This window comes from Candidatus Planktophila vernalis, from assembly GCF_002288185.1.
GTDB classification, from domain to species: domain Bacteria; phylum Actinomycetota; class Actinomycetes; order Nanopelagicales; family Nanopelagicaceae; genus Planktophila; species Planktophila vernalis.
Genome location: NZ_CP016776.1, coordinates 287,174 through 311,912 on the forward strand (window position 1 = coordinate 287,174; position 24,739 = coordinate 311,912).

Annotated in this window: 28 protein-coding genes; 22 read left to right on the top strand and 6 right to left on the bottom strand. The window is 46.6% G+C overall.

All coding sequences use genetic code 11. The annotated features are described in order from the left end of the window. Positions 1 to 24: 24 nt before the first annotated feature. The 20 genes from A7sIIA15_RS01595 to A7sIIA15_RS01690 all read left to right on the top strand — a co-directional run bounded on the left by A7sIIA15_RS01595 (position 25) and on the right by A7sIIA15_RS01690 (position 17,834). On the top strand, positions 25 to 1,320 hold the full coding sequence (locus tag A7sIIA15_RS01595; RefSeq protein ID WP_095685483.1) for a homoserine dehydrogenase: 1,296 nt from the start codon (positions 25 to 27) through the stop codon (positions 1,318 to 1,320). Next, entirely contained in the window at positions 1,321 to 2,406 is a 1,086-nt protein-coding gene (gene thrC / locus A7sIIA15_RS01600; RefSeq protein WP_095685484.1) for a threonine synthase, read from the top strand. Positions 2,407 to 2,415: 9 nt separating this feature from the next. Then, entirely contained in the window at positions 2,416 to 3,345 is a 930-nt protein-coding gene (thrB, locus tag A7sIIA15_RS01605; protein WP_095685485.1) for a homoserine kinase, read from the top strand. A 159-nt stretch (positions 3,346 to 3,504) separates the two neighbouring features. After that, positions 3,505 to 5,073: a transcription termination factor Rho gene (rho, locus tag A7sIIA15_RS01610; protein ID WP_095685486.1), complete on the top strand. Its 1,569-nt coding sequence runs from the start codon at positions 3,505 to 3,507 to the stop codon at positions 5,071 to 5,073. A gap of 103 nt (positions 5,074 to 5,176) precedes the next feature. Beyond that, on the top strand, positions 5,177 to 5,392 hold the full coding sequence (gene rpmE, locus A7sIIA15_RS01615) for a 50S ribosomal protein L31 (protein ID WP_018206779.1): 216 nt from the start codon (positions 5,177 to 5,179) through the stop codon (positions 5,390 to 5,392). 98 nt (positions 5,393 to 5,490) lie between these two features. Beyond that, positions 5,491 to 6,573, top strand: coding sequence for a peptide chain release factor 1 (gene prfA, locus A7sIIA15_RS01620; RefSeq protein ID WP_095685487.1), 1,083 nt, complete (start codon positions 5,491 to 5,493; stop codon positions 6,571 to 6,573). Positions 6,574 to 6,577: 4 nt separating this feature from the next. Continuing rightward, entirely contained in the window at positions 6,578 to 7,426 is an 849-nt protein-coding gene (prmC, locus tag A7sIIA15_RS01625; RefSeq protein ID WP_095686421.1) for a peptide chain release factor N(5)-glutamine methyltransferase, read from the top strand. A gap of 2 nt (positions 7,427 to 7,428) precedes the next feature. Beyond that, on the top strand, positions 7,429 to 8,073 hold the full coding sequence (locus tag A7sIIA15_RS01630) for an L-threonylcarbamoyladenylate synthase (RefSeq protein ID WP_095685488.1): 645 nt from the start codon (positions 7,429 to 7,431) through the stop codon (positions 8,071 to 8,073). A 23-nt stretch (positions 8,074 to 8,096) separates the two neighbouring features. After that, positions 8,097 to 9,356, top strand: a complete 1,260-nt coding sequence (locus A7sIIA15_RS01635) for a serine hydroxymethyltransferase (protein ID WP_095685489.1) — start codon at positions 8,097 to 8,099, stop codon at positions 9,354 to 9,356. A gap of 9 nt (positions 9,357 to 9,365) precedes the next feature. Continuing rightward, on the top strand, positions 9,366 to 10,445 hold the full coding sequence (locus A7sIIA15_RS01640) for an MraY family glycosyltransferase (RefSeq protein WP_095685490.1): 1,080 nt from the start codon (positions 9,366 to 9,368) through the stop codon (positions 10,443 to 10,445). Continuing rightward, the gene (locus A7sIIA15_RS01645; protein ID WP_095685491.1) at positions 10,442 to 10,855 is read left to right on the top strand and encodes a Cg1360 family ATP-synthase-associated protein; all 414 of its coding nucleotides are present in this window, start codon (positions 10,442 to 10,444) and stop codon (positions 10,853 to 10,855) included. Before A7sIIA15_RS01640 ends, A7sIIA15_RS01645 begins: the two co-directional genes overlap by 4 nt. Before the next feature lie 3 nt (positions 10,856 to 10,858). Beyond that, positions 10,859 to 11,047: an AtpZ/AtpI family protein gene (locus A7sIIA15_RS01650; protein WP_095685492.1), complete on the top strand. Its 189-nt coding sequence runs from the start codon at positions 10,859 to 10,861 to the stop codon at positions 11,045 to 11,047. Between the two features lie 99 nt (positions 11,048 to 11,146). After that, positions 11,147 to 11,956 carry a F0F1 ATP synthase subunit A gene (gene atpB, locus A7sIIA15_RS01655; RefSeq protein ID WP_095685493.1) on the top strand — a complete coding sequence of 270 codons (810 nt, stop codon included), beginning with the start codon at positions 11,147 to 11,149 and terminating at the stop codon, positions 11,954 to 11,956. 20 nt (positions 11,957 to 11,976) lie between these two features. Beyond that, on the top strand, positions 11,977 to 12,180 hold the full coding sequence (gene atpE, locus A7sIIA15_RS01660; protein ID WP_018206788.1) for an ATP synthase F0 subunit C: 204 nt from the start codon (positions 11,977 to 11,979) through the stop codon (positions 12,178 to 12,180). Positions 12,181 to 12,208: 28 nt separating this feature from the next. After that, the gene (locus tag A7sIIA15_RS01665) at positions 12,209 to 12,739 is read left to right on the top strand and encodes a F0F1 ATP synthase subunit B (RefSeq protein ID WP_095685494.1); all 531 of its coding nucleotides are present in this window, start codon (positions 12,209 to 12,211) and stop codon (positions 12,737 to 12,739) included. 3 nt (positions 12,740 to 12,742) lie between these two features. Then, positions 12,743 to 13,570 carry a F0F1 ATP synthase subunit delta gene (locus tag A7sIIA15_RS01670; protein WP_095685495.1) on the top strand — a complete coding sequence of 276 codons (828 nt, stop codon included), beginning with the start codon at positions 12,743 to 12,745 and terminating at the stop codon, positions 13,568 to 13,570. Between the two features lie 13 nt (positions 13,571 to 13,583). Continuing rightward, positions 13,584 to 15,224 carry a F0F1 ATP synthase subunit alpha gene (gene atpA, locus A7sIIA15_RS01675; protein ID WP_095685496.1) on the top strand — a complete coding sequence of 547 codons (1,641 nt, stop codon included), beginning with the start codon at positions 13,584 to 13,586 and terminating at the stop codon, positions 15,222 to 15,224. Positions 15,225 to 15,227: 3 nt separating this feature from the next. Continuing rightward, complete coding sequence (locus A7sIIA15_RS01680) at positions 15,228 to 16,142, top strand: F0F1 ATP synthase subunit gamma (RefSeq protein ID WP_095685497.1); 915 nt, start codon at positions 15,228 to 15,230, stop codon at positions 16,140 to 16,142. Then, positions 16,142 to 17,572, top strand: a complete 1,431-nt coding sequence (gene atpD / locus A7sIIA15_RS01685) for a F0F1 ATP synthase subunit beta (protein ID WP_018206793.1) — start codon at positions 16,142 to 16,144, stop codon at positions 17,570 to 17,572. Before A7sIIA15_RS01680 ends, atpD begins: the two co-directional genes overlap by 1 nt. A gap of 7 nt (positions 17,573 to 17,579) precedes the next feature. Next, the gene (locus A7sIIA15_RS01690) at positions 17,580 to 17,834 is read left to right on the top strand and encodes a F0F1 ATP synthase subunit epsilon (RefSeq protein ID WP_095685498.1); all 255 of its coding nucleotides are present in this window, start codon (positions 17,580 to 17,582) and stop codon (positions 17,832 to 17,834) included. A 1-nt stretch (position 17,835) separates the two neighbouring features. Here A7sIIA15_RS01690 and glpX read toward each other — a convergent pair whose 3' ends face one another. Together glpX and murA are read right to left on the bottom strand one after the other, a co-directional pair. After that, positions 17,836 to 18,753 carry a class II fructose-bisphosphatase gene (gene glpX, locus A7sIIA15_RS01695; protein WP_095685499.1) on the bottom strand — a complete coding sequence of 306 codons (918 nt, stop codon included), beginning with the start codon at positions 18,751 to 18,753 and terminating at the stop codon, positions 17,836 to 17,838. Continuing rightward, complete coding sequence (gene murA / locus A7sIIA15_RS01700) at positions 18,753 to 20,012, bottom strand: UDP-N-acetylglucosamine 1-carboxyvinyltransferase (RefSeq protein ID WP_095685500.1); 1,260 nt, start codon at positions 20,010 to 20,012, stop codon at positions 18,753 to 18,755. Before murA ends, glpX begins: the two co-directional genes overlap by 1 nt. Positions 20,013 to 20,040: 28 nt before the next feature. On the opposite strand from murA, the gene A7sIIA15_RS01705 reads away from it, so the two are divergent. Next, a complete protein-coding gene (locus tag A7sIIA15_RS01705) occupies positions 20,041 to 20,613 on the top strand; it encodes a cob(I)yrinic acid a,c-diamide adenosyltransferase (protein ID WP_095685501.1) in 573 nt (190 codons plus the stop codon). Here the strand turns inward: A7sIIA15_RS01705 and A7sIIA15_RS01710 are convergent. The 3 genes from A7sIIA15_RS01710 to A7sIIA15_RS01720 are packed head-to-tail and all read right to left on the bottom strand — an operon-like array spanning position 20,610 to position 22,903. Next, a complete protein-coding gene (locus A7sIIA15_RS01710) occupies positions 20,610 to 21,236 on the bottom strand; it encodes a hypothetical protein (protein WP_223298271.1) in 627 nt (208 codons plus the stop codon). The genes A7sIIA15_RS01705 and A7sIIA15_RS01710 overlap by 4 nt on opposite strands. A gap of 28 nt (positions 21,237 to 21,264) precedes the next feature. Beyond that, on the bottom strand, positions 21,265 to 22,059 hold the full coding sequence (locus A7sIIA15_RS01715) for an ABC transporter permease (RefSeq protein WP_095685502.1): 795 nt from the start codon (positions 22,057 to 22,059) through the stop codon (positions 21,265 to 21,267). Next, on the bottom strand, positions 22,052 to 22,903 hold the full coding sequence (locus A7sIIA15_RS01720; protein ID WP_190279143.1) for an ABC transporter ATP-binding protein: 852 nt from the start codon (positions 22,901 to 22,903) through the stop codon (positions 22,052 to 22,054). The genes A7sIIA15_RS01715 and A7sIIA15_RS01720 overlap by 8 nt, the downstream gene beginning before the upstream one ends. A 141-nt stretch (positions 22,904 to 23,044) precedes the next feature. Between A7sIIA15_RS01720 and A7sIIA15_RS01725 the strand changes: the two genes are divergently transcribed. Beyond that, positions 23,045 to 23,257, top strand: a complete 213-nt coding sequence (locus A7sIIA15_RS01725; protein ID WP_223298272.1) for a hypothetical protein — start codon at positions 23,045 to 23,047, stop codon at positions 23,255 to 23,257. Here A7sIIA15_RS01725 and A7sIIA15_RS01730 read toward each other — a convergent pair. Next, on the bottom strand, positions 23,254 to 24,735 hold the full coding sequence (locus tag A7sIIA15_RS01730) for an aldehyde dehydrogenase family protein (RefSeq protein WP_095685504.1): 1,482 nt from the start codon (positions 24,733 to 24,735) through the stop codon (positions 23,254 to 23,256). The two genes, A7sIIA15_RS01725 and A7sIIA15_RS01730, sit on opposite strands and share 4 nt — an antisense overlap. Between the last annotated feature and the right edge of the window lie 4 nt (positions 24,736 to 24,739).

The following is a 24,739-nucleotide window of genomic DNA, read 5'->3' on the forward strand; positions in this document are numbered from 1 at the left end:
GGCATCTGTGAAAGAATAGCCCGCATGAGTGCAGAGCTAAAGACAATATCTATTGGAATGCTCGGCTGCGGTGTTGTCGGCAGCCAAGTTGCTCGCCTGCTCCAATCTGATGAGCAAGAGCTCTCTGAACGCTCAGGTGCGCTACTTGTCCTTAAAAAGATTGGTGTGCGTAGCAACGCTGCCCGCGAAGGTATTAATCCTTCAATGATTACTACAGATTTGAATTCAATTGTTAATGATCCAGAGATCAACATTGTTATTGAAGTAATGGGTGGCATTGAGCCAGCCCGCACATTAATCCTAGAAGCGATCAAGAATAAGAAATCTGTGATTACTGCAAATAAAGCTTTGCTTGCAACACATGGGCATGAGCTCTTCAATGCAGCCGATGCGGCAAAGGTAGATCTTTACTATGAAGCAGCGGTCGCAGGTGCGATTCCAATTATTCGCTCAATGCGTGAATCACTTGCTGGTGATCAAATTACTCGCGTGATGGGAATTGTTAACGGAACAACTAACTACATTCTCACAAAGATGCATGAAGAGGGCCGCGCCTTTAACGATGTATTAAAAGAGGCACAATCACTTGGTTATGCCGAAGCAGACCCCACTGCAGATATTGAAGGACACGATGCTGCAGCTAAAGCTGCCTTACTAGCTAGCCTTGCTTTCCACAGCACTGTGACAATTGATGAGGTTTATTGCGAAGGTATTACAGGAATTTCTATCGATGATGTTAATGCTGCCAAGGCAATGGGCTCAGTGATCAAACTACTTGCCATTGCAGAACTCACTGTTAAGGACGAGATCTCAGTGCGCGTGCACCCAGTGATGCTTCCTAATTCTCATCCATTGGCATCAGTTCGAAATGCTTTCAACGCCGTCTATGTTGAGTCAGAGGCAGCAGGACAACTCATGTTCTATGGCCGCGGGGCGGGCGGTGCACCAACTGCATCTGCAATCTTGGGTGACTTAGTTGCTGTTACACGCCACCGTGCATATTCAACTGTTGGCTATGGAGAATCTGACTATGCCGACCTTGATATCGCACCGGTTGGAGATGTGAAATCACAGTTCTTTGTTCGCTTGCATGTGGCTGATAAGTCAGGTGTTTTGGCGGCAATTGCACAGGTATTTGCTAGCGAGAAAATCTCTATCCAAACTGTGCGCCAAGCAGGACTAGGTAGTGATGCTGAACTAGTCGTTGTCACACATGCTGCAACTGAATCATCTCTTAAGGGCTGCATCAAGAAGTTAACTGACATGGACATTGTCAGCAAAGTTGAATCTGTAATCCGTGTTGAAGGAGTAGTTGCCTAAATGGGAATCTTTGGAAACAAGATGAGTGGAGCCCATCAATGGCGCGGAGTTATTGAGGAATACCGCCATCGCTTACCTGTGAGTGCAAAAACTCCTATTGTTTCTTTGCGTGAAGGTGGCACACCACTTATTTATGCATGCAACCTTTCAGAATTACTGGGCAACAACGTATGGATCAAATACGAGGGTTTAAACCCAACCGGTTCATTTAAAGATCGCGGAATGACAATGGCTATTTCAAAGGCAGCAGAAGATGGTGCCAAAGCTGTTATCTGTGCATCAACTGGAAATACATCTGCTTCAGCTGCGGCCTATGCCGTTAAAGCTGGCATGGTTCCAGCGGTTTTGATTCCTAAAGGAAAGATTGCAATGGGCAAGTTAGCTCAAGCAGTTATCCACGACTCAACAATTTTGCAGGTCAATGGCAACTTTGATGATTGCTTAACTCTTGCTCGCGAACTATCTGAGAACTATCCAGTTGCACTTGTTAACTCAGTTAATCCTTATCGCATTGAAGGACAAAAGACGGCCGCCTTTGAAGTTGTGGACATGTTGGGAAAGGCTCCTGATATTCACGCACTTCCTGTTGGCAATGCTGGAAACATCACTGCTTATTGGAAGGGTTATAAGGAGTATTACAAGGATTCCATGTCATCACAGTTGCCACAGATGTATGGTTTTCAAGCTGCCGGTGCTGCTCCGATTGTTAAGGGCAAGATCGTTAAGAACCCAGACACCATTGCAACAGCTATTCGCATTGGTAATCCTGCTTCTTGGGCCCAAGCCGTTGAAGCTCGTGATGTTTCAGGCGGTGTGATTGATTCAGTCACAGATAAAGAGATTTTGTCTGCCTACCGTCTAATTGCAGCTAAAGAGGGAATCTTCGTTGAGCCTTCATCTGCTGCTGGTTTAGCAGGACTTATTAAGTATAAAAAGGCTGGAAAGCTACCTAAAGATAAGACAATCGTAATTACTGTTACTGGCCATGGCTTGAAAGATATTCCTTATGCACTTGAATCTGCAAAAAAGCCAGTTGTTGTTCCAGTCAATGTTAAGGCTGCAGCAAAAGCCTTGGGTCTTTCTTAAGAGTTCATCATGAAGCCAACATTTAAAGCACAACCCATGCAGGTGCAAGTGCCTGCAACGAGTGCAAACTTAGGACCTGGCTTTGATTGCCTTGGTTTAGCTCTGAGCATGTTTGATCGCTATATCGCTCAAGTTCAAGATGAACCAGGCGTTGATGTTGATGTCACTGGTGAAGGCGCTGATGATGTTGCAAGAAATGAAAAGAATTTAGTCATTAAGGCGATGTATAAAGGTTTTGAATTCCTTGGTGGTAAGCCTCGCGGTATTGCACTTCGCCAACTCAATGTCATTCCACATGGTCGTGGCCTTGGATCATCTGCCAGTGCAATTGTTGGTGGTTTATCCCTTGCTCGTGCATTAGTTCTAGGTGGCAATGAGCGAATGTCAGATGAGGCGATGTTAGTTCTTGCCAATGAAATGGAAGGGCACCCTGATAACGTTGCAACAGCAATTTATGGTGGTGCAAATATTGCTTGGCAGGATATGCAACGCGGTGCAATGGTTGCCCAATCGGTTCACATTGAAGTTGATGCCAGAATTGGTGCACTTGCCTTTATCCCAGCAACTTCAGTTGCAACATCAAAGGCCCGCAAGATGCTTCCAGAGTCAATTGCGCATCGTGATGCGGTTCGAAACTCATCAAATGCAGCGCTATTAGTGCATGCATTAGCCCAGCGCCCAGATCTGCTTCACACTGCCACACAAGATTTCTTGCATCAGTCATATCGCAAAGAGGCCATGCCACAATCTTTTGCCCTGCTGACAAAGCTTCGCAATGCCGGTGTTGCTGCATTTATTTCAGGTGCTGGACCAACTGTTTTGGTTCTTCACACTGGTGGCCCAAGTGAGGCTGAAGAACTACGCAGAGCTGCAGGAGATAAATTCACTGCAACTGAACTTGGTATCTCTCGCTCAGGTGCCAGCGTAGTTTCTGCATAATTCTGGAGATTTTGCCTATTAGCGCCCCCGGGTGCTAACCTTAGGACATCTGAACGGTCCTTCTCTAGCGGCCAGCAACACATCAGGTAAATCTAAAAAAACATCCACGGCTTAACGGGATATATCTAAAACCTGTTGACCTATATAGAAAAGAAACACATGACAACAGAAATTGAACCTGTACGTTCGAATAGTCCTGAGCTTTCTGCAATGACCCTGCCTAAGTTAAAGACAGTTGCAACACAACTAGGTGTAGATGGCGCAGCAAAGATGAAGAAGGACGATCTTGTAGAGGCGATCGCTGATTTACAGGCTAAGAACCGCGAAGCTGCAAAAGCTGAACGCGAAGCCCGCCGCGAAGCCCGCAATAAGAGCAAGAAGGAAGCCAAGAGCTCTAACAACTCTGCTTCAAATGAAGATTCAGATGATGATGGCGAAGATTCACCACCACAGAGCAACACCGAACGCGGAAACCGCAACGAGCGCTTTGATCGCAATGACCGCCATGCGCGTGGACGTGATCGCAACCGTGATCGCAACCGTGACCGTGGACCACGCGAAGAACGTGAACCAGTAATTGGTGAAGACGACGTCTTGGTACCAGTAGGTGGCTTACTCGATATTCTCGATAGCTATGCATTTATTCGCACAGCTGGTTACCTTCCAGGACCTAACGATGTCTATGTTTCATTGCAGCAAGTGCGCAAAAACGGACTCCGCAAGGGCGATGTTGTAACTGGCCAGGTTCGCCAACCTCGTGAGGGTGAAACTAAGCAGAAGTTCAACGCACTTATTACTCTTGAAACAGTTAATGGAATGACTCCGGAAGAAGCGCGCAATCGCGTTGAATTCGGCAAGTTGACTCCTCTTTATCCTCAGGAGCGCTTGCGCCTTGAGACTGAGCCAAATGTATTGACCACCCGTGTTATCGATTTGATTGCACCCATTGGTAAAGGTCAGCGCGGACTTATTGTTTCGCCTCCTAAGGCTGGTAAGACAATGGTTTTGCAGTCAATTGCTAACGCAATCACAACAAATAACCCAGAGTGTCACTTGATGGTTGTTCTAGTTGATGAGCGTCCAGAAGAAGTTACAGATATGCAGCGCTCAGTTAAGGGTGAAGTTATTGCTTCAACTTTCGACCGCCCAGCAGATGACCACACAACAATTGCAGAACTTGCAATCGAGCGCGCAAAGCGTCTTGTTGAACTAGGTCACGATGTAGTTGTTCTTCTTGACTCAATCACTCGTTTGGGCCGTGCATACAACATCGCAGCCCCAGCATCAGGTCGAATTCTCTCTGGTGGTGTTGATTCAGCAGCTCTCTATCCACCTAAGAAGTTCTTTGGTGCTGCTCGTAATATTGAAGATGGCGGATCACTCACGATTCTTGCAACAGCACTTGTTGACACAGGTTCTCGTATGGATGAAGTTATTTTCGAAGAGTTCAAGGGAACTGGAAACATGGAGCTCATCCTTGATCGTAAGATGGCTGATAAGCGCATCTTCCCTGCGGTTAACGTTGTTGCATCTGGAACACGTAAGGAAGAAATCCTTATGGGTTCAGAAGAACTCAATATTGTTTGGAAACTCCGTCGTGTTCTTCACGCACTTGAGCCACAAGCAGCACTTGAACTTCTTCTTGAGAAGATGAAGGGCACTAAGTCCAACGTCGAATTCTTGATGCAAATCCAGAAGACAACGTCAGGTCCTGACGACTCAAAGTAAGCGTAAATTTCGTAAATCGCGGGCCATCGCCTACGATTTAGCCCTGTTAACCAAGCCGTTTGGTTCACCCGTGAGGGACCCAAACATTAAAGAAGGAACAACCATGAAGCCAGAGATCCACCCAGAGTACAAAGAGACCCAAGTGACGTGTGGTTGCGGTGAGAAGTTTGTTACCCGCTCAACTGTTGCAAGCGGTTCAATCTATGTTGAAGTCTGTTCTGTATGCCACCCGTTCTACACCGGCAAGCAGCGCATCCTTGATACTGGTGGTCGTGTAGCTAAGTTCGAAGAGCGCTTCGGTAAAAAAGAAGCTAAGTAGCTTTCTAAAGAAACCGCATCGCAGCCTTAACGGTTGCGGTCGCGGTTTTTTTATTTCCCAAAAGATGATTTCCAACTAGAAAAGATAAGGAGAAGCCAATGACTAGTGATCGCTTTGCATCCGCCCATGAAATGGTGCGCGAATACGCAGAACTTGAAGCAAAGATGGCTGATCCTTCCATCCATGAAGATCAAAACAACGCTCGCAAACTTGGACGCCGTTATGCCCAACTTGGTCCAGTCGTTGCAGGCTTTAAAGCGTGGAAATCTGCAGAAGATGATTTAGCGGCAGGTAAAGAGTTAGCGGCAGTGGATGCTGATTTTGCTTCTGAGATTCCAGCGCTAGAGGCAACGTGCGCGGCAGCTGCTGAAAAGCTAGAGGAGCTTTTATTGCCACGTGATCCTAATGATGATCGTGATGTGATTTTGGAAGTGAAAGCTGGTGCTGGCGGAGATGAGTCAGCAATCTTTGCTGGTGATTTACTGCGCATGTATATGCGTTATGCAGAAAAGCACAATTGGAAAGTAGAAGTTATTGATGCCACTGAAAGCGAAATGGGTGGCTATAAAGATATTTCTGTTGCCGTTAAATCAAAGGGAACGGCAGCACCTGGAGAATCTCCTTATGCACGTTTGAAATTTGAAGGTGGAGTTCACCGCGTGCAGCGCGTGCCAGAGACTGAAAGTGCTGGACGTATCCACACTTCTGCTGCCGGTGTATTGATTTTGCCTGAAGCAGAAGAAGTAGATGTTGAGCTCAATATGAACGATGTGCGCGTGGATGTTTATCGCTCATCAGGTCCTGGCGGACAATCTGTTAATACAACTGACTCTGCTGTGCGATTAACTCACGTTCCAACGGGAATTGTGGTCTCTTGTCAGAATGAAAAGAGCCAACTACAAAATAAAGAATCAGCGCTTCGAATTTTACGTGCCCGTCTTTTAGCCGATGCCCAAGAAAAGGCTGAAGCTGCAGCATCTGCTGAGCGAAAGAGCCAAGTGCGCACAGTTGATCGCTCAGAGCGCATCCGCACTTACAACTACCCAGAAAATAGAATCAGTGATCACCGTGTGAACTACAAAGCTAATAACTTAGATGCGGTTATGAATGGCGATTTGGACGACATGATTCAAGCTCTATTGGATGCAGATAAAGCTGCACGTTTGGCAAGCACGAACTAAGTACATGGAGATTAAGAGCCTGCTTCGTGTTGCTAAAGCACAGTTAGCAGAATCAGGCATAAGTGAAGTAGATGCTGAACACTTGCTTGCCCATGTTCTTGGTTTATCGCGAATGGATCTCCATAACTCAGTTTTAATCGAATCTACTCTTGCCACCATAAGTGATCTGGATGTGATTGAAGAGCAATTTTTCACTCTCCTTGATCGCAGACTTAATCACGAACCATTGCAATATCTCACTGGTGTTGCACCATTTCGTTACCTGGAAATTGAAGTGGGATCTGGAGTTTTGGTGCCACGTCCTGAATCTGAATTACTAGTTGAAGCTGTCTTGCAACACATCGCTAACTTGCCAGCACCTGTCAGTGTTATTGATTTGGGTGCAGGATCTGGGGCGCTCTCACTGGCAATTGCAACTGAAGCACCATCTTCTCGAGTAATTGCAGTGGAGAAATCACCAGAGGCGCTAGTTTGGCTCAAGAAAAACGTCTCAGTTATTGCCGAAAACGTTCGAGTTGTTGAAGGCGATGTTGCTGATGTTTTGCCAGGTGTTAAGTGCGATGTTGTCATTGCTAATCCACCATACATTCCAGATTCACAGACCTTGCCACGAGATGTGGCCGGCTTTGAGCCTCATATCGCCCTTTTTGGCGGGCCAACTGGAATGGAACTTCCACGCATCTTTATTCAAGCTGCCGCCAGATTGTTAAAACCTGCAGGGGTATTGGTTATCGAACATACAGAAGAGCAGGCAATTGCAATTGCAGGGGAGTTAGCCGTAGATTTCGAAGATATTGCACTCCATGATGACCTAGTGGGTCGTCCCCGTTGGACTAGTGCGGTGAGGAGGTAATCATGGGCAAAGAAGTAGATCTTAAAAAAGGCGAACTGAGCCGTCACGTTAACAAAGCGTTAAAGGCAATCTCTGATGGTTACATCATCGCAATTCCCCTTGAACACACCTATGCATTTGCTTGTGATGCTTTCAAACATGATTCAGTTCGTGCGATGAATGTTTTGCATGGTTCACCTTTGTTTACATCAGCTCAAGTTTTAGTTGGTAGTTCAAAAACTGCACAAGGTGTTGTTCGTGAGATTACTCCAGATATCTCAGCGCTCATGAAGAAGTTTTGGCCAGGTCTCCTTTCGCTTAACTTGAAACCACAATTAGGTTTGAGCTGGGATCTAGGCGATGCCAACCAACTTGACCGAATCAGCATCAGAGTTCCAAAGAGTAAATTTGCTAAAGCGCTACTTGCAAAGAGTGGGCCATTGGCTGTCACAAGTGGTTCAAGAATAGGAATGCCCGCACCAAAAGAGCTCAGCGATATTTTTGTTCTGCACTCTGATCTTGCCTTCCAGTTCAACAGCGGAAAACTGCGCCAAGGAGCATCAACCACGGTTGTAGAAGCCGATGCTGAAGGTGTCCGAGTGTTGCGTGAAGGAGCCATTTCGCTGGCTGAGATACAGTCAATATCACCGAGCGCGCGCCTTATTTAGGCTCTCACGATAAGGTTGGGGCTATGTCTACTTACTATGGCCCAGATTTCGACGCATTAAGCAAGCAAGATCCAGAGATTGCTGCTGTTCTGCTCTCTGAGATGACACGTCAGCAAAAGAACTTGCAGTTAATTGCTTCGGAGAACTTCACCTCTCGCGCAGTGCTGGCAGCCATAGGTTCAACTCTTTCTAATAAATACGCCGAAGGTTATCCAGGCAAGCGTTACTACGGTGGATGCGAAGAAGTAGATAAAGCAGAAAACTTAGCAATCGAGCGCGCTAAATCTCTTTTTGGTGCAGACCATGCAAACGTTCAACCGCACTCTGGTGCAAGTGCCAACATCGCCATTTACCAAGCATTTACTAAGCCAGGAGATACCGTCATGGCGATGTCTTTGGCACATGGTGGTCACTTAACGCATGGATCTCCTGTTAACTTTTCAGGCAAATGGTTCAACATTGAGTCATACGGTGTGCGCAGCGATAACGAGTTAATTGATTATGACGAGCTGCGAGATAAGGCAATTGCAACAAAGCCAAAGATGATTTGTTCTGGTGCAACTGCTTATCCATCACTTATTGATTTTGAGAAGGTTCGTGCAATTTGTGATGAAGTAGGAGCAATCATGTGGGTAGATGCTGCTCACTTCATTGGTCTCGTTGCAGGAAAAGCCATTCCCTCCCCAGTTCCTTATGCTGATGTTGTTTCTTTCACTACACATAAAGTTTTACGTGGACCACGCGGTGGAATGATTTTGGCAAAAGCTGAGCACGCAGCTGCAATTGATAAATCAATCTTCCCTGGGATGCAGGGTGGACCGATTATGTCTGCAGTGGCTGGTAAAGCTGTTGCTTTGGCAGAGTGTGCGACTCCTGCATATCAAAAGTATGCCAAGGATGTAATTGTTAATGCCCAGGCCTTAGCTAAGGCCCTTGAAGCAGAAGGCATGCGAGCAGTATCTGGCGGTACTCAAACTCACTTAGCGCTAATGGATATTCGAAGCACAGGAGTAACTGGAAAAGTTGCTGATGAGCGTTGCGGAGCAGCTGGAATTGTTATGAATAAGAACTCAATTCCAAATGATCCAGAAAAGCCAGGAATTACAAGCGGTATTCGTGTTGGCACACCATCAACGACTACCCAAGGAATGGGCGTTGAAGAGATGAAGCAGATTGCAACTTTGATTGCGCGCGCAATTGCTACCGATGATGCCTCAGCACATTCTGCGATTAAGAGCGAAGTTCATGCTCTGACATCACGCTTTCCTATCTACCAGGGGTAACAAGAGCGCATGCGCGAGTACTTAGTAACGCTGCTGATATCAGCAGCTCTGTGTTATCTGATTACTCCGCTTGTTCGCACCCAAGCAATTCGTTTTGGGGCAGTAGCTGGAATTCGTGGAAGAGATATTCACACAACTCCCACTGCACGCTGGGGCGGGGTTGCGATGTGGCTGGCAATGGCAATCACCTTCATGATTGTTAATCACTTACCTCTTGTTGGTAAGTCTTTTGGCCATGAAGCCCAAGGTATTTTTCTAGCTTCAACTGCGATAGTTCTATTAGGAATGGCCGATGATCGCTTTCAATTGGATGCGCTCACAAAGTTAACTGGGCAAGTCTTTGCTGCAGGAATTTTGTTGATGTATGGAATTCAGATTCTGTGGCTACCAATTAACGGTGTAATAACTTTGCCTCCAAGTATTGGCCAGTTAGTCACAGTTCTTATTGTTTTAGTCATTATCAATGCCGTGAACTTTATTGATGGCATGGATGGGTTAGCTGCAGGCATTGTTGCAATCTCTGGAATCGCCTTTTTTGCCTTTGCCTATCTCTTAGCTGTTGATTACGGCTTTAGTCGCGCAGGTGCTCCATCGCTCACAACTGCTGTATTAGTAGGGCTGTGTATTGGTTTCTTGCCACATAATGCCCACCCAGCAAGAATCTTTATGGGGGATAGCGGATCTATGTTGCTTGGATTATTACTAGCATCTGCTGCAATTACTTTAACTGGCCAAGTTGATCCCAATGCAATCTCAGCTGAATCACGGGGACCAACATTGCTCCCTCTGCTACTTCCTTTTGCAGTTCTTGCAATTCCACTGGTTGATTTGTTGCTGGCAGTTGCACGGCGCGTTAAAGCAGGTAAATCTCCCTTTGCACCTGATAACGAGCACTTGCATCACCGTTTACTTAGTGCCGGTAATTCTCAACTTAAGACTGCATTCATTTTGTATATGTGGACTGCAACGATTGCATTTCCTGTGACTGTGCTTGCCTTTGAACCATGGTGGGTTGCTCTGATCACTGCCGTAGTTTTGGTTGCAATAACGCTTTTGGTTTCCAAGAAGAGTAAAAAGGTTTTAGTGTGAGTAGTAACGAATCAAAGCTGCTGCGCGCTGCCTTCATTCCCACTTTCTTGACGAGTGGATTTGCAATCTTGATTTCAACTTTTGTTAAAGGTTTCCCAGGTTTTCTTGGCGCAGTCCTTGCGCAATTTGTTGTCATTATCTTTTTTATCATCCATATTGCAGTTTCAAGAATGACAAGAAACCTTGACCCGATATCAACTATGGCGATGGCCCTGTTTTCTTACTTTGCTAAGTTGTTTGCCTTGGGTCTTTTGCTCTGGGCGATTGCCAAATACACAGATCGTTCAACAATTGATCGAACCACCTTTGGAATCACCGCCGTTGCGCTCACGGTGGCCTGGTTATGGGGCGAGATTGCCAGTTTCATGAAATTGCGCCTACATTTGCCTCTCCCCGGATCGAAGGAGTAGCTCATGTCACGTGGCGAAGAAAATGCAATGTGGTCGATCTTTGGCTACCTACTTTCAGGTCTACTTTTTTGGGGCGGTATCGGTTATGGCTTAGATAAGTGGTTAGGCACCGCCTACCTCACACTTATCGGCCTCCTGGTCGGAATTAGCGGGGCGATCTACCTGGTCTGGCTGCGTTTCGGCCGGCAGTGAGCCGTCCCACCTTTTCAAGGCAGTTTTCGATTTCTCAACTGAGCCTGACCTCGCATAGGGTTACACCCGTCTTACCTTCCCCGTAGTACCCCGTAACGAATGATTCCAAGAGGAGTAAGCGTGCGCGATTTATTGCGTTCAAGCGCAGAAGGTGGCGGATTTGTCCCACCTAGCAGCGGCGACTTTGAGCTTCCTCCAATTTTCGGTGACAACGTTTACACAACAAAACCAATTGCTCTGGTTTTTCTCTCAGTAATTTTGATTTCAGTATTCTTCATAATCTCTTCACGCAAAGCTGCAGTGCTTCCTTCGAAGCTGCAATTTGCCGGTGAATCTGTCTACACCTTCGTTAGAAATGATCTAGCCAAGGATGTTATTGGACATGACTTCCTGCGCTTTGTTCCTTACTTATTTTCACTTTTCACTTTTATTTTAGTCAACAACCTCTTTGGAATTATTCCGCTTTTGCAATTCCCAACGATGTCACGTGTTTCTTTCCCATATGTTTTAGCGGCCACTGTGTATCTGGTTTTCCACTACGTGGGTATTCGCAAGCAAGGTGCGATCAAATACTTTAAAGACATCATGTTCATGCCTGGAGTTCCAAAGGCTGCATACATTCTTATTACACCTCTTGAAATTCTCACATTCTTCTTGGTGCGTCCATTGACGCTCTCACTTCGTTTGTTTGCAAATATGTTTGCGGGCCACTTGTTGTTGCTCGTGTTTATCTTGGGTGGAGAACATCTACTCCAAGGAGTTATTGGTTTGAAGTTGATCAGCCCATTTGCCTTTGCAATCGGTATTGTGTTGACCTTCTTTGAATTCATGGTCCAATGCTTGCAGGCGTATATCTTTACTCTGCTAGCAGCTCTATACATCGCCGGCGCCCTTGCCGACGAGCACTAATAGGAAATAAGGAGAAATAAATGGAAGGCACACTCAACCTCGTTGGTTTTGGCCTCGCAGCAATCGGTCCCGGAATCGCAACCGGACTTATCTTCGCCGCATACATCAACGGCGTTGCACGTCAGCCAGAAGCACGTAGCGTCCTACAGCCAATCGCGTTCCTCGGATTCGCCCTTGCTGAAGCTCTCGCTCTCTTCGGTCTCGTTCTCGCATTCGTTCTCTAATCGAAGCATTTAACTAAAAGGACAACTGATGCAATTTGTTGATTTAGCTGCGGAAGGCAAGATCAATCCGCTGATTCCACACACTGCTGAACTCATAGTGGGTGCAATCGCGTTTACTCTTCTCTTCCTAACGCTACGTAAATTTGTGGTGCCAATGTTTGAAAAGGCATACACAGATCGCACCAATGCAATTCAAGGTGGCATGGAACGTGCTGAGAAGGCGCAGCTAGAAGCACAGCGCGCACTTGTTCAGTACAACGAACAGCTATCAAAGGCACGTGAAGAAGCGCAGACTCTGCGCGAAGAAGCACGCGTCCAAGGGGCAGCCATCATTGAAGATCTTCGTGCCAAGGCACAAGATGAAGCAGCACGCATCACAGCAACTGCTCACGCTTCAATCGAAGCAGAACGTCAACAGGCAATTGCTTCACTTCGCAATGAAGTGGGAACTTTGGCTGTTGAACTTGCTTCAAAGATTGTTGGAGAAGCCCTAGATGATCAAGCACGTCAATCACGTGTTGTTGATCGTTTCCTAGAAGATCTAGAAAAGAGTAAGTAAATAATGAGAGCTCACCTCGGAGGCAGTAGTCGTCAGTCACTTGTGACTGCACGCACATCACTTGATGCTGCCGTTAAAGGCGTGGATGCAAATGCTGCATCTGCCTTGAGTGCTGAGCTTTTCTTTGTTGCCGATGTGCTCGATAAAAATATCGCAGTGCGCCGTGCATTAACTGACTCATCACGCGATGCGTCATCAAAGAACGCATTTATCGCTGAACTCTTTGGAAGCAAAGTTGGGGCAGCTGGCACAACAATCCTGAAAGAGATTTCAGCGATGCGTTGGTCAGGTGCAAAAGATCTTGTGCAGGTTATAGAACAGCTAGCAATTGAGGCAGAAGCATCAGCTGCCAATATCGCAGGCGAACTAGACCGTGTAGAAGATGAGATTTTTACGGCTTCACGTGCAATCGCTGGCTCATCCGAGCTACGCAGAGCACTGAACTCAGATGCGAAAGAGGCTAAAGCAGTATTGGTTAGCCAGATTCTCAAGGGCGCATCTAGTTCAACAGTGAAGTTAGTGTCAGAGCTTGTTAACTCTTGGCGTGGACGTAGCGTGGAATCAGCATTTGCTGACTATGCACATTCACTAGCAGCTCGTCGCAATCACGTAATCGCACTTGTTCGAGTTGCATCACCAATGAGCAGTGCTCAGGTTGAGCGTTTATCTGCAGCGTTAAACAAGCAAGTAGGACAACCAGTTCGTGTGAACATCGAAATTGATTCACATGTTCTTGGTGGGGTTTCAGTTCGTTTCGCAGATGAGTTAGTAGATGGAACAGTTTCAAATCGTTTGGCTGGGGCCGCACGCGCTCTAGTCGGAAGCAAATAAAGGGAGAAACAAAATGGCAGACCTAAAGATCAATCCGGCAGAAGTTCAGGCCGCCTTAGCGAATTTCGTTAAGTCATATGATCCAGGCGTTGCAGCTCGTGACGAAGTGGGAACTGTTAGCCAAGCAGGCGATGGCATCGCACGTGTTGAGGGTCTGCCTTCAACAATGGCGAACGAGCTATTGCAGTTTGAAAACGGAACACTCGGTCTTGCACTCAACCTCGACGTCCGTGAAATCGGTGTTGTTATCTTGGGTGGATACGAAGGAATTGAAGAAGGAACATCAGTACGTCGTACTGGTGAAATTCTCTCTGTTCCAGTTGGTGATGGCTTCTTGGGTCGCGTTGTTGATCCACTTGGTCGCCCAATTGATGGCAAGGGTGAAATCAAACCTGATGCTCGCCGTGCTCTAGAACTACAGGCTCCCTCTGTAGTTCAGCGCCAGCCAGTTAAGGAACCTCTTGCAACAGGTATTAAGGCAATCGATGCAATGACAGCTATAGGCCGCGGACAGCGCCAGTTGATCATTGGTGATCGCCAGACAGGTAAGACTGCTGTTGCAGTTGACACAATTATTAACCAGAAAGAAAACTGGAAATCTGGAGATAAGAAGAAGCAAGTTAAGTGTATTTATGTTGCTATCGGACAAAAGGGTTCAACAATTGCAGCTGTTAAGGGCGCACTTGAAGAAGCTGGCGCAATGGAATACACGACAATCGTTGCATCTCCTGCATCAGATCCAGCAGGTTTCAAGTACTTAGCTCCTTACACAGGTTCTGCAATTGGTCAGCACTGGATGTATAACGGCGAGCACGTACTTATCGTTTTTGATGATTTATCAAAGCAAGCTGAGGCATATCGTTCAGTGTCCTTGTTGCTACGTCGTCCACCAGGCCGCGAAGCCTACCCAGGCGATGTTTTCTACTTGCACTCACGCCTACTAGAGCGTTGTGCAAAGCTTTCCGATGAACTCGGTGGCGGTTCAATGACTGGTCTACCAATTATTGAAACAAAGGGAAATGACGTTTCAGCTTTCATTCCTACAAACGTAATTTCAATTACTGACGGACAGTGCTTCCTTGAAACAGATCTCTTTAACGCAGGCGTTCGCCCAGCGATTAACGTAGGTATCTCTGTTTCTCGCGTGGGTGGTTCTGCCCAGACTAAGGCGATGAAGAAGATCGCAGGCCGTTTGCGTCTTGACCTTGCACAGTTCCGTGAGCTTGAAGCTTTCGCTGCATTTGGTTCAGATCTAGATGCTGCATCAAAGGCTCAACTAGAGCGTGGTGCGCGCATGGTTGAACTGCTTAAGCAGGGTCAGTACTCACCTTATTCACTTGAAAATCAGATTGTTTCAATCTGGGCAGGAACATCAGGTGCACTTGATTCAGTTCCGGTTGCAGATATCCGCCGCTTTGAGGCAGAACTACTTGATTTCATTGGCCGCGAACGCAAGGAAATCTTCACAGTTATCGCTGAAACAAAGCAGCTTGAAGATGACACTGTCGCCAAGATGCAATCAGCAGTTGATGATTTCAAGAAGATTTTCAAATCATCTGCTTCACAAGCCGTTAATGAAGCTGCAGCTGATGCCCTTGATGGCGAAGGCGTTGAGCAGATCACTAAGCACGTTCCTCCGGCGGTGAAGAAGTAACTCATGGGTGCCCAACTCCGCATTTATCGCAGACGCATGCGATCCGTTAAAGCGACTAAAAAGATTACGAAAGCTATGGAGTTAATCTCTGCTTCCCGTATCGTTAAAGCGCAACAACGAGTCTCTGCGTCTACTCCTTATGCAAATGAGTTGACCCGCGCAGTATCTGCAGTTGCCACTTACTCTTCAACAAATCACCCATTGACGACTCAATCTGAGCGCCCAATCCGTGCTGCAGTTCTGATTATTTCTGCAGACCGCGGTATGGCCGGCGCTTATTCAAACAACGCAATTAAAGAAGGGGAGCAGTTAGCTGCCCTTTTGAAAACTCGTGGTTTAGAAGTTAAGTCATATCTCGTTGGTCGCAAAGCAGTGAACTACTACCGCTTCCGTAACCGCGAAATCTCAGGTTCATGGACTGGTTTTTCAGATAATCCAACCTATGAGCACGCTAAGGAAGTTGCTGGTGCTCTCATCGCTGCTTTCATCGCAGATGCTCAAGTGGATGTTGCAGGTGTGGATGAGATTCACATCGTATTTACTGAGTTCAAATCAATGCTTACACAAAATGCAATGGCAAAGCGCATGCTGCCTCTAGAAGTTGTAGAGAGTGATGCACCAGTTACATCCAGCTTGCTACCTATGTATGAATTCGAACCTAATGCGAGCGTGGTGCTAGATGCACTTCTACCTCGTTACATTGAGGCTCGAGTATTTAACGCGATGTTGCAATCAGCTGCTTCTGAGCATGCTGCTCGACGTCGTGCAATGAAGTCAGCGACTGACAACGCTGATGAGCTAATCAAGTCGCTTACACGACTTGCGAACGCAGCCCGTCAGGCTGAAATTACCCAAGAGATCAGTGAAATTGTTGGCGGCGCAGACGCGTTGGCCTCAGCTAGTGCAGGGAGTGAATGATGTCGGCATCAACAGGTAAAGGTCGCGTAGCTCGCGTTATTGGACCGGTCGTGGATATTGAATTCCCCGCCGACTCAATGCCAGCGATTTTCAACGCGCTACACGTAGAGGTAACCATGTCAGGTACAACGCGTACCTTGACGATGGAAGTTGCCCAGCACATTGGTGACAACCTCGTGCGCGCGATCTCTATGCAACCAACAGATGGAATGATCCGTGGAACAGAGGTGAGCGACACAGGTTCAGCGATCTCAGTACCTGTTGGCGATGTAACCAAGGGCCACGTGTTCAACACACTTGGTGAGTCAATGGACGTTCCAACCTCTTCACTCGACATTAAAGAGCGTTGGCCAATCCACCGTAATGCACCAGCATTCGATCAGTTGGAATCAAAGACTGAGATGTTTGAAACCGGAATTAAAGTTATCGATCTTCTAACACCGTATGTAAAGGGTGGAAAGATTGGTCTATTCGGTGGTGCAGGTGTAGGAAAGACAGTTTTGATTCAGGAAATGATTTATCGCGTAGCTGAAAACTTCGGTGGTGTGTCTGTATTCGCCGGTGTTGGTGAGCGTACTCGTGAAGGTAACGACTTGTTCCTTGAAATGACTGAGACCGGTGTTATTAACAAGACCGCGTTAGTGTTCGGTCAGATGGATGAACCACCTGGAACGCGTCTTCGCGTTGCACTTTCAGCGCTAACAATGGCTGAATATTTCCGCGATGTTCAAAAGCAGGATGTGCTTCTATTCATCGATAACATCTTCCGCTTTACACAAGCTGGTTCTGAAGTATCAACGCTGCTTGGCCGTATGCCATCTGCTGTGGGATACCAGCCAACATTGGCCGATGAAATGGGTCAATTGCAGGAGCGCATTACTTCTACGCGTGGTCACTCAATTACATCTATGCAGGCAATTTACGTTCCTGCAGATGACATTACTGACCCAGCTCCACACACTACTTTCGCCCACTTAGATGCAACAACAGTGTTGTCTCGTCCGATTTCAGAGCTTGGTATCTACCCAGCTGTTGATCCACTTGACTCAACTTCACGCATCTTGGATCCGCGCTATATCGGTGAGCACCACTTCCGTGTTGCTAACCGCATTAAGCAGATCTTGCAACGCTACAAGGATCTCCAAGACATCATTGCGATTCTTGGTATCGATGAACTTTCAGAAGAAGATCGTATTTTGGTTGGTCGCGCTCGTCGCATCCAGCGCTTCTTGTCACAAAACACTTTCGTGGCAAAGGTCTTCACAGGCCTTGATGGTTCATTCGTTCCGCTAGTCGACACAATCGCAGCATTCGAAGCACTTGCAGATGGAAAGTATGACCATATTCCAGAACAAGCATTCTTCATGTGTGGTGGTCTTGATGACGTAGAGCGTAAGGCTGCCGAACTAGCAGCAAGTATCGGAAAGTAATTAAACAATGACACTTAAAGTCGAACTCGTATCTCCATCAGAGCGCGTCTGGTCTGGCGAAGCATCATTTGTTTCTGCCCGAACAGTCGAAGGTGATCTCGGTATTTTGACCGATCACGCACCGCTCTTTGGAGTACTTGTCGATGGTGCGGTTAGCATTAAAGGAACAGATGGGACCACCACGCAGTTCACTGTAAGTGGTGGTTTCCTATCTGTTGCTAATAACCGAGTTTCTATTCTTACAGAGACGGTTAACAAGTAGTTTATTTGAGGTAATGCTCGGTTTCGATTACACGAACCGTCTTAGATTTTCCTCGCATCACAATTGACTGGCTCACAGCGCCAAAGCTGGTGTATCGAATCCCTTTAATTAGCTCTCCATCGGTGATGCCTGTTGCAGCCAAGAAAACATCATCAGAATTGACTAAATCACGCGTTGAAAGAATTGGCCCTGAGCTTTTGCCATCAATATGGAGTTGTCCTTGAATGGCACCACCCAAGCAGATCATTGCAGCGGCGGTTATTACGCCTTCCGGAGTTCCACCAATGCCCATAAGTAGATCTATTCCAGTATTAGGACGTGCAGTTTCAATTGCTGCGGCAACGTCACCATCTTGAATTAATCGAATTCTGGCACCGCATTCACGAATCTCTTTAACAAGTTGGTCATGACGAGGGCGATTAAGAACAACGACAGTGATGTCACTAATCGATAAATTCTTTGCCTTAGCAACTGCAGCGATGTTAACTGCCGTTGGAGCTTGTATATCGATTACTGCGGCACTTTCTGGTCCTGTAACAATCTTGTTCATGTAGAAGGAAGTCTTTGGGTCATACATCGAGCCACGTGGTGCAAGAGCAATAACTGAGATTGCGCCATTCATACCATTTGCAGTCAGGGATGTTCCATCGATTGGATCAACTGCCACATCACACGCTGGCCCTTCTTGGTTTCCAACGCTTTCACCGTTGTGCAACATTGGGGCGTTATCTTTTTCGCCTTCACCAATGACTACAACGCCAGCCATATCAACTGTGTTGATCATCTTTCGCATTGCTTCCACTGCGGCTTTATCTGCTAAATCTTTTTGACCACGGCCCACCCATGGGGCGGCAGCAAGTGCTGCAGTTTCTGTTACACGGATGAGTTCAAGAGCTAAGTTGCGATCTGGAATGGCCATTATTCGCGAGTAACTTTCGCACCCAAGCTTTGCAGCTGCTCGGCAAAATTTGGATAACCGCGATCAACATGGAAAGCCTGATCAATAGTTGATTCACCATCACTTACTAGTGCGGCCAGAATTAAGCCTGCACCAGCACGAATATCGTGAGCTTCAACTGGAGCACCTGAAAGCTCAGGAACGCCTTCGATTGAAGCGTGATGACCATCCACTGAAATCTGAGCACCGAGTCGGCTGAGCTCATTGACGAACATAAAGCGTGATTCAAAGACGTTTTCAGTCACTAATGAGTGACCATCTGCAATGGAGTTAAGGGCAATAACCATAGGCAATAAGTCTGTTGGAAAACCTGGGTAGGGAAGTGTTGCAACATCAATTGCTTGAGGGCGAACATCCATGCGCACGCGGATTCCATCGGCAGTTGTTGTAACAATTGCGCCAGCTGATGCCAGTTTCTCTAGTGGTAATTCAAGATGTTCGGCGCGTGCTCCGTGAATAGTGATGTCACCGCGTGTCATTGCAGCAGCAAAAGCCCATGTTCCAGTGATGATGCGATCTGGAATCGTTGCATGTGTAGTTGGTTTCAACTCATTCACACCAGTAATGGTGATTGTTGGAGAGCCTAATCCTTGAATGTTTGCACCCATGGAGATTAAGAACTCACCTAGATCCACTAAATCTGGTTCACGAGCTGCGTTATCAATAGTTGTTACACCTTTAGCTAAAACAGCTGCCGTCATAATGTTTTCGGTGGCACCAACGCTTGGAAAATCTAAATCAATAACTGCGCCAGTTAATCCATGAGGTGCTTCGGCGACGACATAACCATGTTCAATATGGGCCTTAGCTCCTAGAGCTTCAAGTCCTTTAATGTGAAAATCTAATCCACGAGATCCAATTGCATCTCCGCCGGGCAGTGCAACTTCTGCTTCACCAACACGGGCAACTAAAGGTCCAAGTACGTTAATTGATGCACGCATTTTGCGCACCAAGTCATAATCGGCGCGATGTCCTGGTGTTTGTGGAACATCAATACTTACTTGAGATTGGCTGCGGATGACTGTGCAGCCAAGACGCGTTAAAAGATCGGCCATGATGTCCACATCAGCGATATCTGGCACATTAGTGATGGTGGTTTTGCCAGTAGCTAGTAATGAGGCAGCCATGAGTTTTAGAACTGAGTTCTTAGCCCCAGAGATTGTGACCTCACCACGCAGTGGAGAGCCGCCAAATACGCGGAAACGGTCGTGAGATGCCATAGCCGCAGTCTACTTATAGGCTACGGGCATGGTTAATTTAACGCGCATTTACACCAAGACAGGCGATGACGGCACAACCTCACTGGGGGACATGAGTCGAACATCTAAAAACGATCCACGCCTTGAGGCCTATGCAACCGTTGACGAAGGCAACTCTTCAATCGGAGTTGTTCTAGCAACTGATGAATTATCTGATGAAGTGCGCGCATTATTAGTGCGAATTCAAAACGATCTCTTTGATGTTGGCGCAGACCTTTGCACGCCGGTTGTTGATTCACCCGCCTTTGAACCGCTGCGTGTTCTTGAATCACAAGTTGTTTATTTAGAAGAGCAGATTGATAAGTTCAATTCAGAGCTTGAATCATTGCGCTCTTTTGTTTTACCTTCAGGAACACCTGCAGCTGCCCACCTTCATGTTGCTCGCACAGTAGTTCGTCGCGCAGAGCGCCGCACATGGGCAGCAATCCACGCTTTTGGTGGAGGTGTTAATCCATTAACAGCTAAGTACTTAAACCGTTGCTCAGATCTTCTCTTTGTTTTGGCACGTTATGCAAACAAGGAAATTGGTGACCAACTGTGGGTTCCAGGAGCTAACCGTTAGTTTGTAGCTGATTTATAAGTAGTACTTGGAATTTTCTCTGTAGCTGGATTTTTGTGACAGATTGCTGAAATATTTGTCACTACATGTCGCAATTCCAGAGGTTCCTGACTGATTATCAATATTGTTGTTATCTGTTTGCTCGTAGTTTTGCCTGCAAGTGTGCGAATACTTCCAAAAGTTTTCAATGTCTTATCAGTAGCTGAGGTTTCTCCAACTAACTTTGAATTCACTTCCCACCACGTGCAGCCATCCAGAGAGGCCACTTGCACCGCCCCACATGAATACTTTTCACAGATTGCAACACCATCAACCTTTTGGGCTAACTGCGCGGTCAAAATCTTGCTATTTGATGCTGTTCCCACTAACTCTTTTGCATTTGGGATCTTTGCATAGACATCACCATTTGCTTTAAATCCGCTCGGTGGCCATTTAGGTTTTGGTGAGGGTGTGATTGTTACTTTCTTGCGTGGTTTCTTTTTAACAACAGCCTTTTTTGTAGCTTTTGCAGTTGCCTTTGGTGAGACGGTGGGTTTAGCAGTTGCCTTTGCAGTGGTTTTGGCTGTCGGGCTAGGCGTAGCTTTCGTCGTTGCAGCATGTGTTGGCACCATCGCTAATGCCAGCATTAATGTGATTACGACGCCTAAAATGCGCTTAATCGCGATCCCACTTAAATTTGCGGACTGAGAAAAAGATTCCAATCACAAGCCAGAGAACAAGGATTTGAAACGTTCTACCTGTTTCCCAAGACTTTGCTACTTCTTGGGCAGCAAATGAATCAGGCAAAAACACTGAGCGCATACCTTGGGTGAGCCACTTGAGGGGAAATATTGCAGCAAGTTGTTGCATCCACGTTGGTAGTTGAGTGAAGACAAAGAATACGCCACTAAAGAACTGCAAAATGATGACGATGGGTGAAACAACTGCGGAGGCACCGCGGCCACTCTTTGGAACAATTGAAAATGCGATACCCAGCGCCGTGGAACAAGCACTGCCAAGTAAAACTAACCAGGTGAAGGTAAGCCACTTACTTAACTCTGTTGGCATTTCAACACCAAAAAATAGAAGGCCAAATCCAAAGAGAAGTGCGATTTGGATAATCATGCTTACGGCAATCAAAATCGCTTTACCAATGAAATAGCTTGAGGCTGGCATTGGTGTGCCACGCAGGCGCTTTAAGCCGCCAACATCGCGCTCCATAGGAATAGTGATCGCTAATGCTTGGAAACCAGTATTAACAAGGCCAGAGGCGATCATTCCCGCTACAAAATACTGGGAGAAAGTCACACCAGGGGCAATAGTGTCTTTAAAGACAGAGCCAAATATCGCTAACAAGATAACTGGGAACAAAAGCGTAAAGACAACTGACTCACGTTGGCGGGCAAACTGCCTAATCTCAAGTCCACCGCGGCGAATACCTAGAGTAAAGGCGCTGGGAATCTTATTCATCTCTACCCCCAATCATCGTTAGGTAGATATCTTCAAGTGAAGGTCTTATGACTGCCAGCTCTGGAATCTCTCCACCAAAATGCGCACTAAGGCGAGCAACAACTGCAGTTGGATTATCTGTTGCCTCTGTTTTTATCTGGCTGCCATCACGCCAAGTCACAACTGCTTGAGCAGTAGCACGTCCACCTAATTCAGCAGGCGTAGATACTTCAACGATCAAGCCATTGTTAATAACTGCCACACGATCAGCTAAAGCTTCAGCTTCATCTAAATAGTGAGTGGTGAGCAGAATTGTTGTTCCAGTCCCGCGCAATTGCTCGATAAGTGCCCAAAATGCTCTACGTGCTTCAGGATCAAAGCCTGTTGTTGGTTCATCCAGAAAAAGGAGCTCAGGGCTTCCGATAATTCCAAGAGCGACATCTAAACGTCGGCGCTGACCACCAGAGAGATTGCGAATAAGTGCGCCAGATTTATCTTCCAATCCAACAGCGTTCATTACTTCATCAATATTGCGAGGCTTTGAGTAATACCCACTGAAATGTTTCACTGTTTCAATCACTGTTAAATCACCAGCATCGGCTGCAGATTGCAAAACTATTCCAATGCGATCACGCCATTGGCGCGCTGCATATCCCTGAGTTTGAGGATCAAACCCCAGAATGGAAATCTCTCCTGCATCACGGCCTCTAAAGCCTTCTAAGATTTCAACGGTCGTGGTTTTACCCGCACCATTGGGGCCAAGCAAAGCAAAGATTTCACCCGCTGGAATTGATAGATCAACTCCACGCACTGCATGCACCTGGCCGTAGCTCTTTTTGAGACCTTTGACCTCGATTACATTCACGTTCAGATACTACACCTGCAATTGATGTGAGAAAATATGGGCATGAGTCCGCGCAGAAATTACCCCAAAAACAAGCGGCCTAAAAGTGATGAGCGTGACATTTCCACCTCAAGTCAAACTATTGAGGAACATCATGAGGGAATGTACATAGTTCGCAAATTAACTGGATCTAGTTCTAACAAGCCATATCGCTGTCCAGGATGCGATCAGGTAATTCCAATGGCCACACCGCACACTGTTGCCTGGTTAGAAGATGATGAAGAAAGTAGGCGTCATTGGCACAACGCTTGTTGGGCAAAGAAAGATAAGCGACGTCCTAATACTGAACGAACACGTAACGCACCGCGCTATTAACCGAAGCGTCCCTTTAACCAACGAGTCAAGGTAATAACTAACTTCTCTTCTTTAGCTTTGCGCTTAAAACTTAAAAGATTAAGTGGAACATTAAAGCGAGTGCGAACTACTGTGCGGGCATAGGTGTATTCGAGTAAGCCTTCAGGTCCATGGACACGTCCATAACCACTGTCTTTCACGCCACCAAATGGCACAGAAGCAACGGCAGCAAATGAAAACGTTGAGTTAATGGCAACCATTCCACATGCCAACTCGGCAGCAATCTTTTTGCCTTGACGTTTAGACCAAACATTGGCACCTAAGCCATAGCTAGATGCATTAGAGAGATCAATGGCCTCGCGCATACTCTTCACACGATTGATAATTATTGTTGGTCCGAAAGTTTCTTCTCGCATTGCCGCTGAATCCTCGGGCACATCTAACAAGATAACTGGCTGAACAAATGGTGGCTTAACAGATTCTGGACCACCATAGGCACACCTTCCACCATCTTTGATTGCACTCTTAATGTGGGATTGAATAACTTTGATTTGAGAAGGCATCGTTGCAGGTCCATAGTTTCCATCACCTGGTGCACCTGCATGAATTGTTTCAGCTAATTGGACCGCTAGTTCTACAAACTTATCGGCCACTCTTTCATCAACATACACACGCTCTGCACCAATACATGATTGCCCAGCATTAGCCATGGCAGACCAGATAGTTGCATCAACTGCCCGCTCAAGATTGGCATCAACGGCAACGATTACTGGGTCTTTTCCGCCGCACTCCAAAACAACAGGAGTCATAGTTGTTGCACATTGTGCTGCAACGATTTTTGCCGTTCTAGTTGATCCAGTAAATGAGATTTTATCGACGCCGCTTGTGCACAGTGCACCGCCAGTTTCACCTAGTCCTGTAATAGTTGTTAGAACATCAGCAAAGGGTGCAACTTCATTAAAGGTTTCCTCTAACCACATTCCAACACCAGGTGTGTATTCACTGGGCTTAAAGACAACGGTGTTTCCAGCAGCTAATGCATAGGTGATGGAGCCAACTGGTGTGAACATGGGGTAGTTCCATGGACCAATGACACCGACAACTCCAAGAGGAGAGCGCTGCACTGTTGCTGACATATTCGACAAAAGTAAGCCTGGTGCACGATAAGCAGTGCGCATAATCTCTTCTGCATGGCGCGCGGCCCAGCCGATGTGGCCCACAGCAATGCTTACTTCCAACTTCGCATCTCCAACAGGCTTTCCAGTTTCAAGTGAAATCAATGCTGCAATCTGATCAATTCGATTGATAATCACATTAGACCAAGAAAGAAGAACTTTCTTTCGAGCAGAGAATCCAAGTTTTTGCCACTGTGCTGAGGCAGTTCGTGCATGAGCAACAATTTCACTTACTTGCTTGGCACTCATTATTGGATATGTTCCAGCAACCTCACCGGTTGCAGGATTATGAGAATCAAATGATGGAGTGCGCTTAGTAGCCATGGTT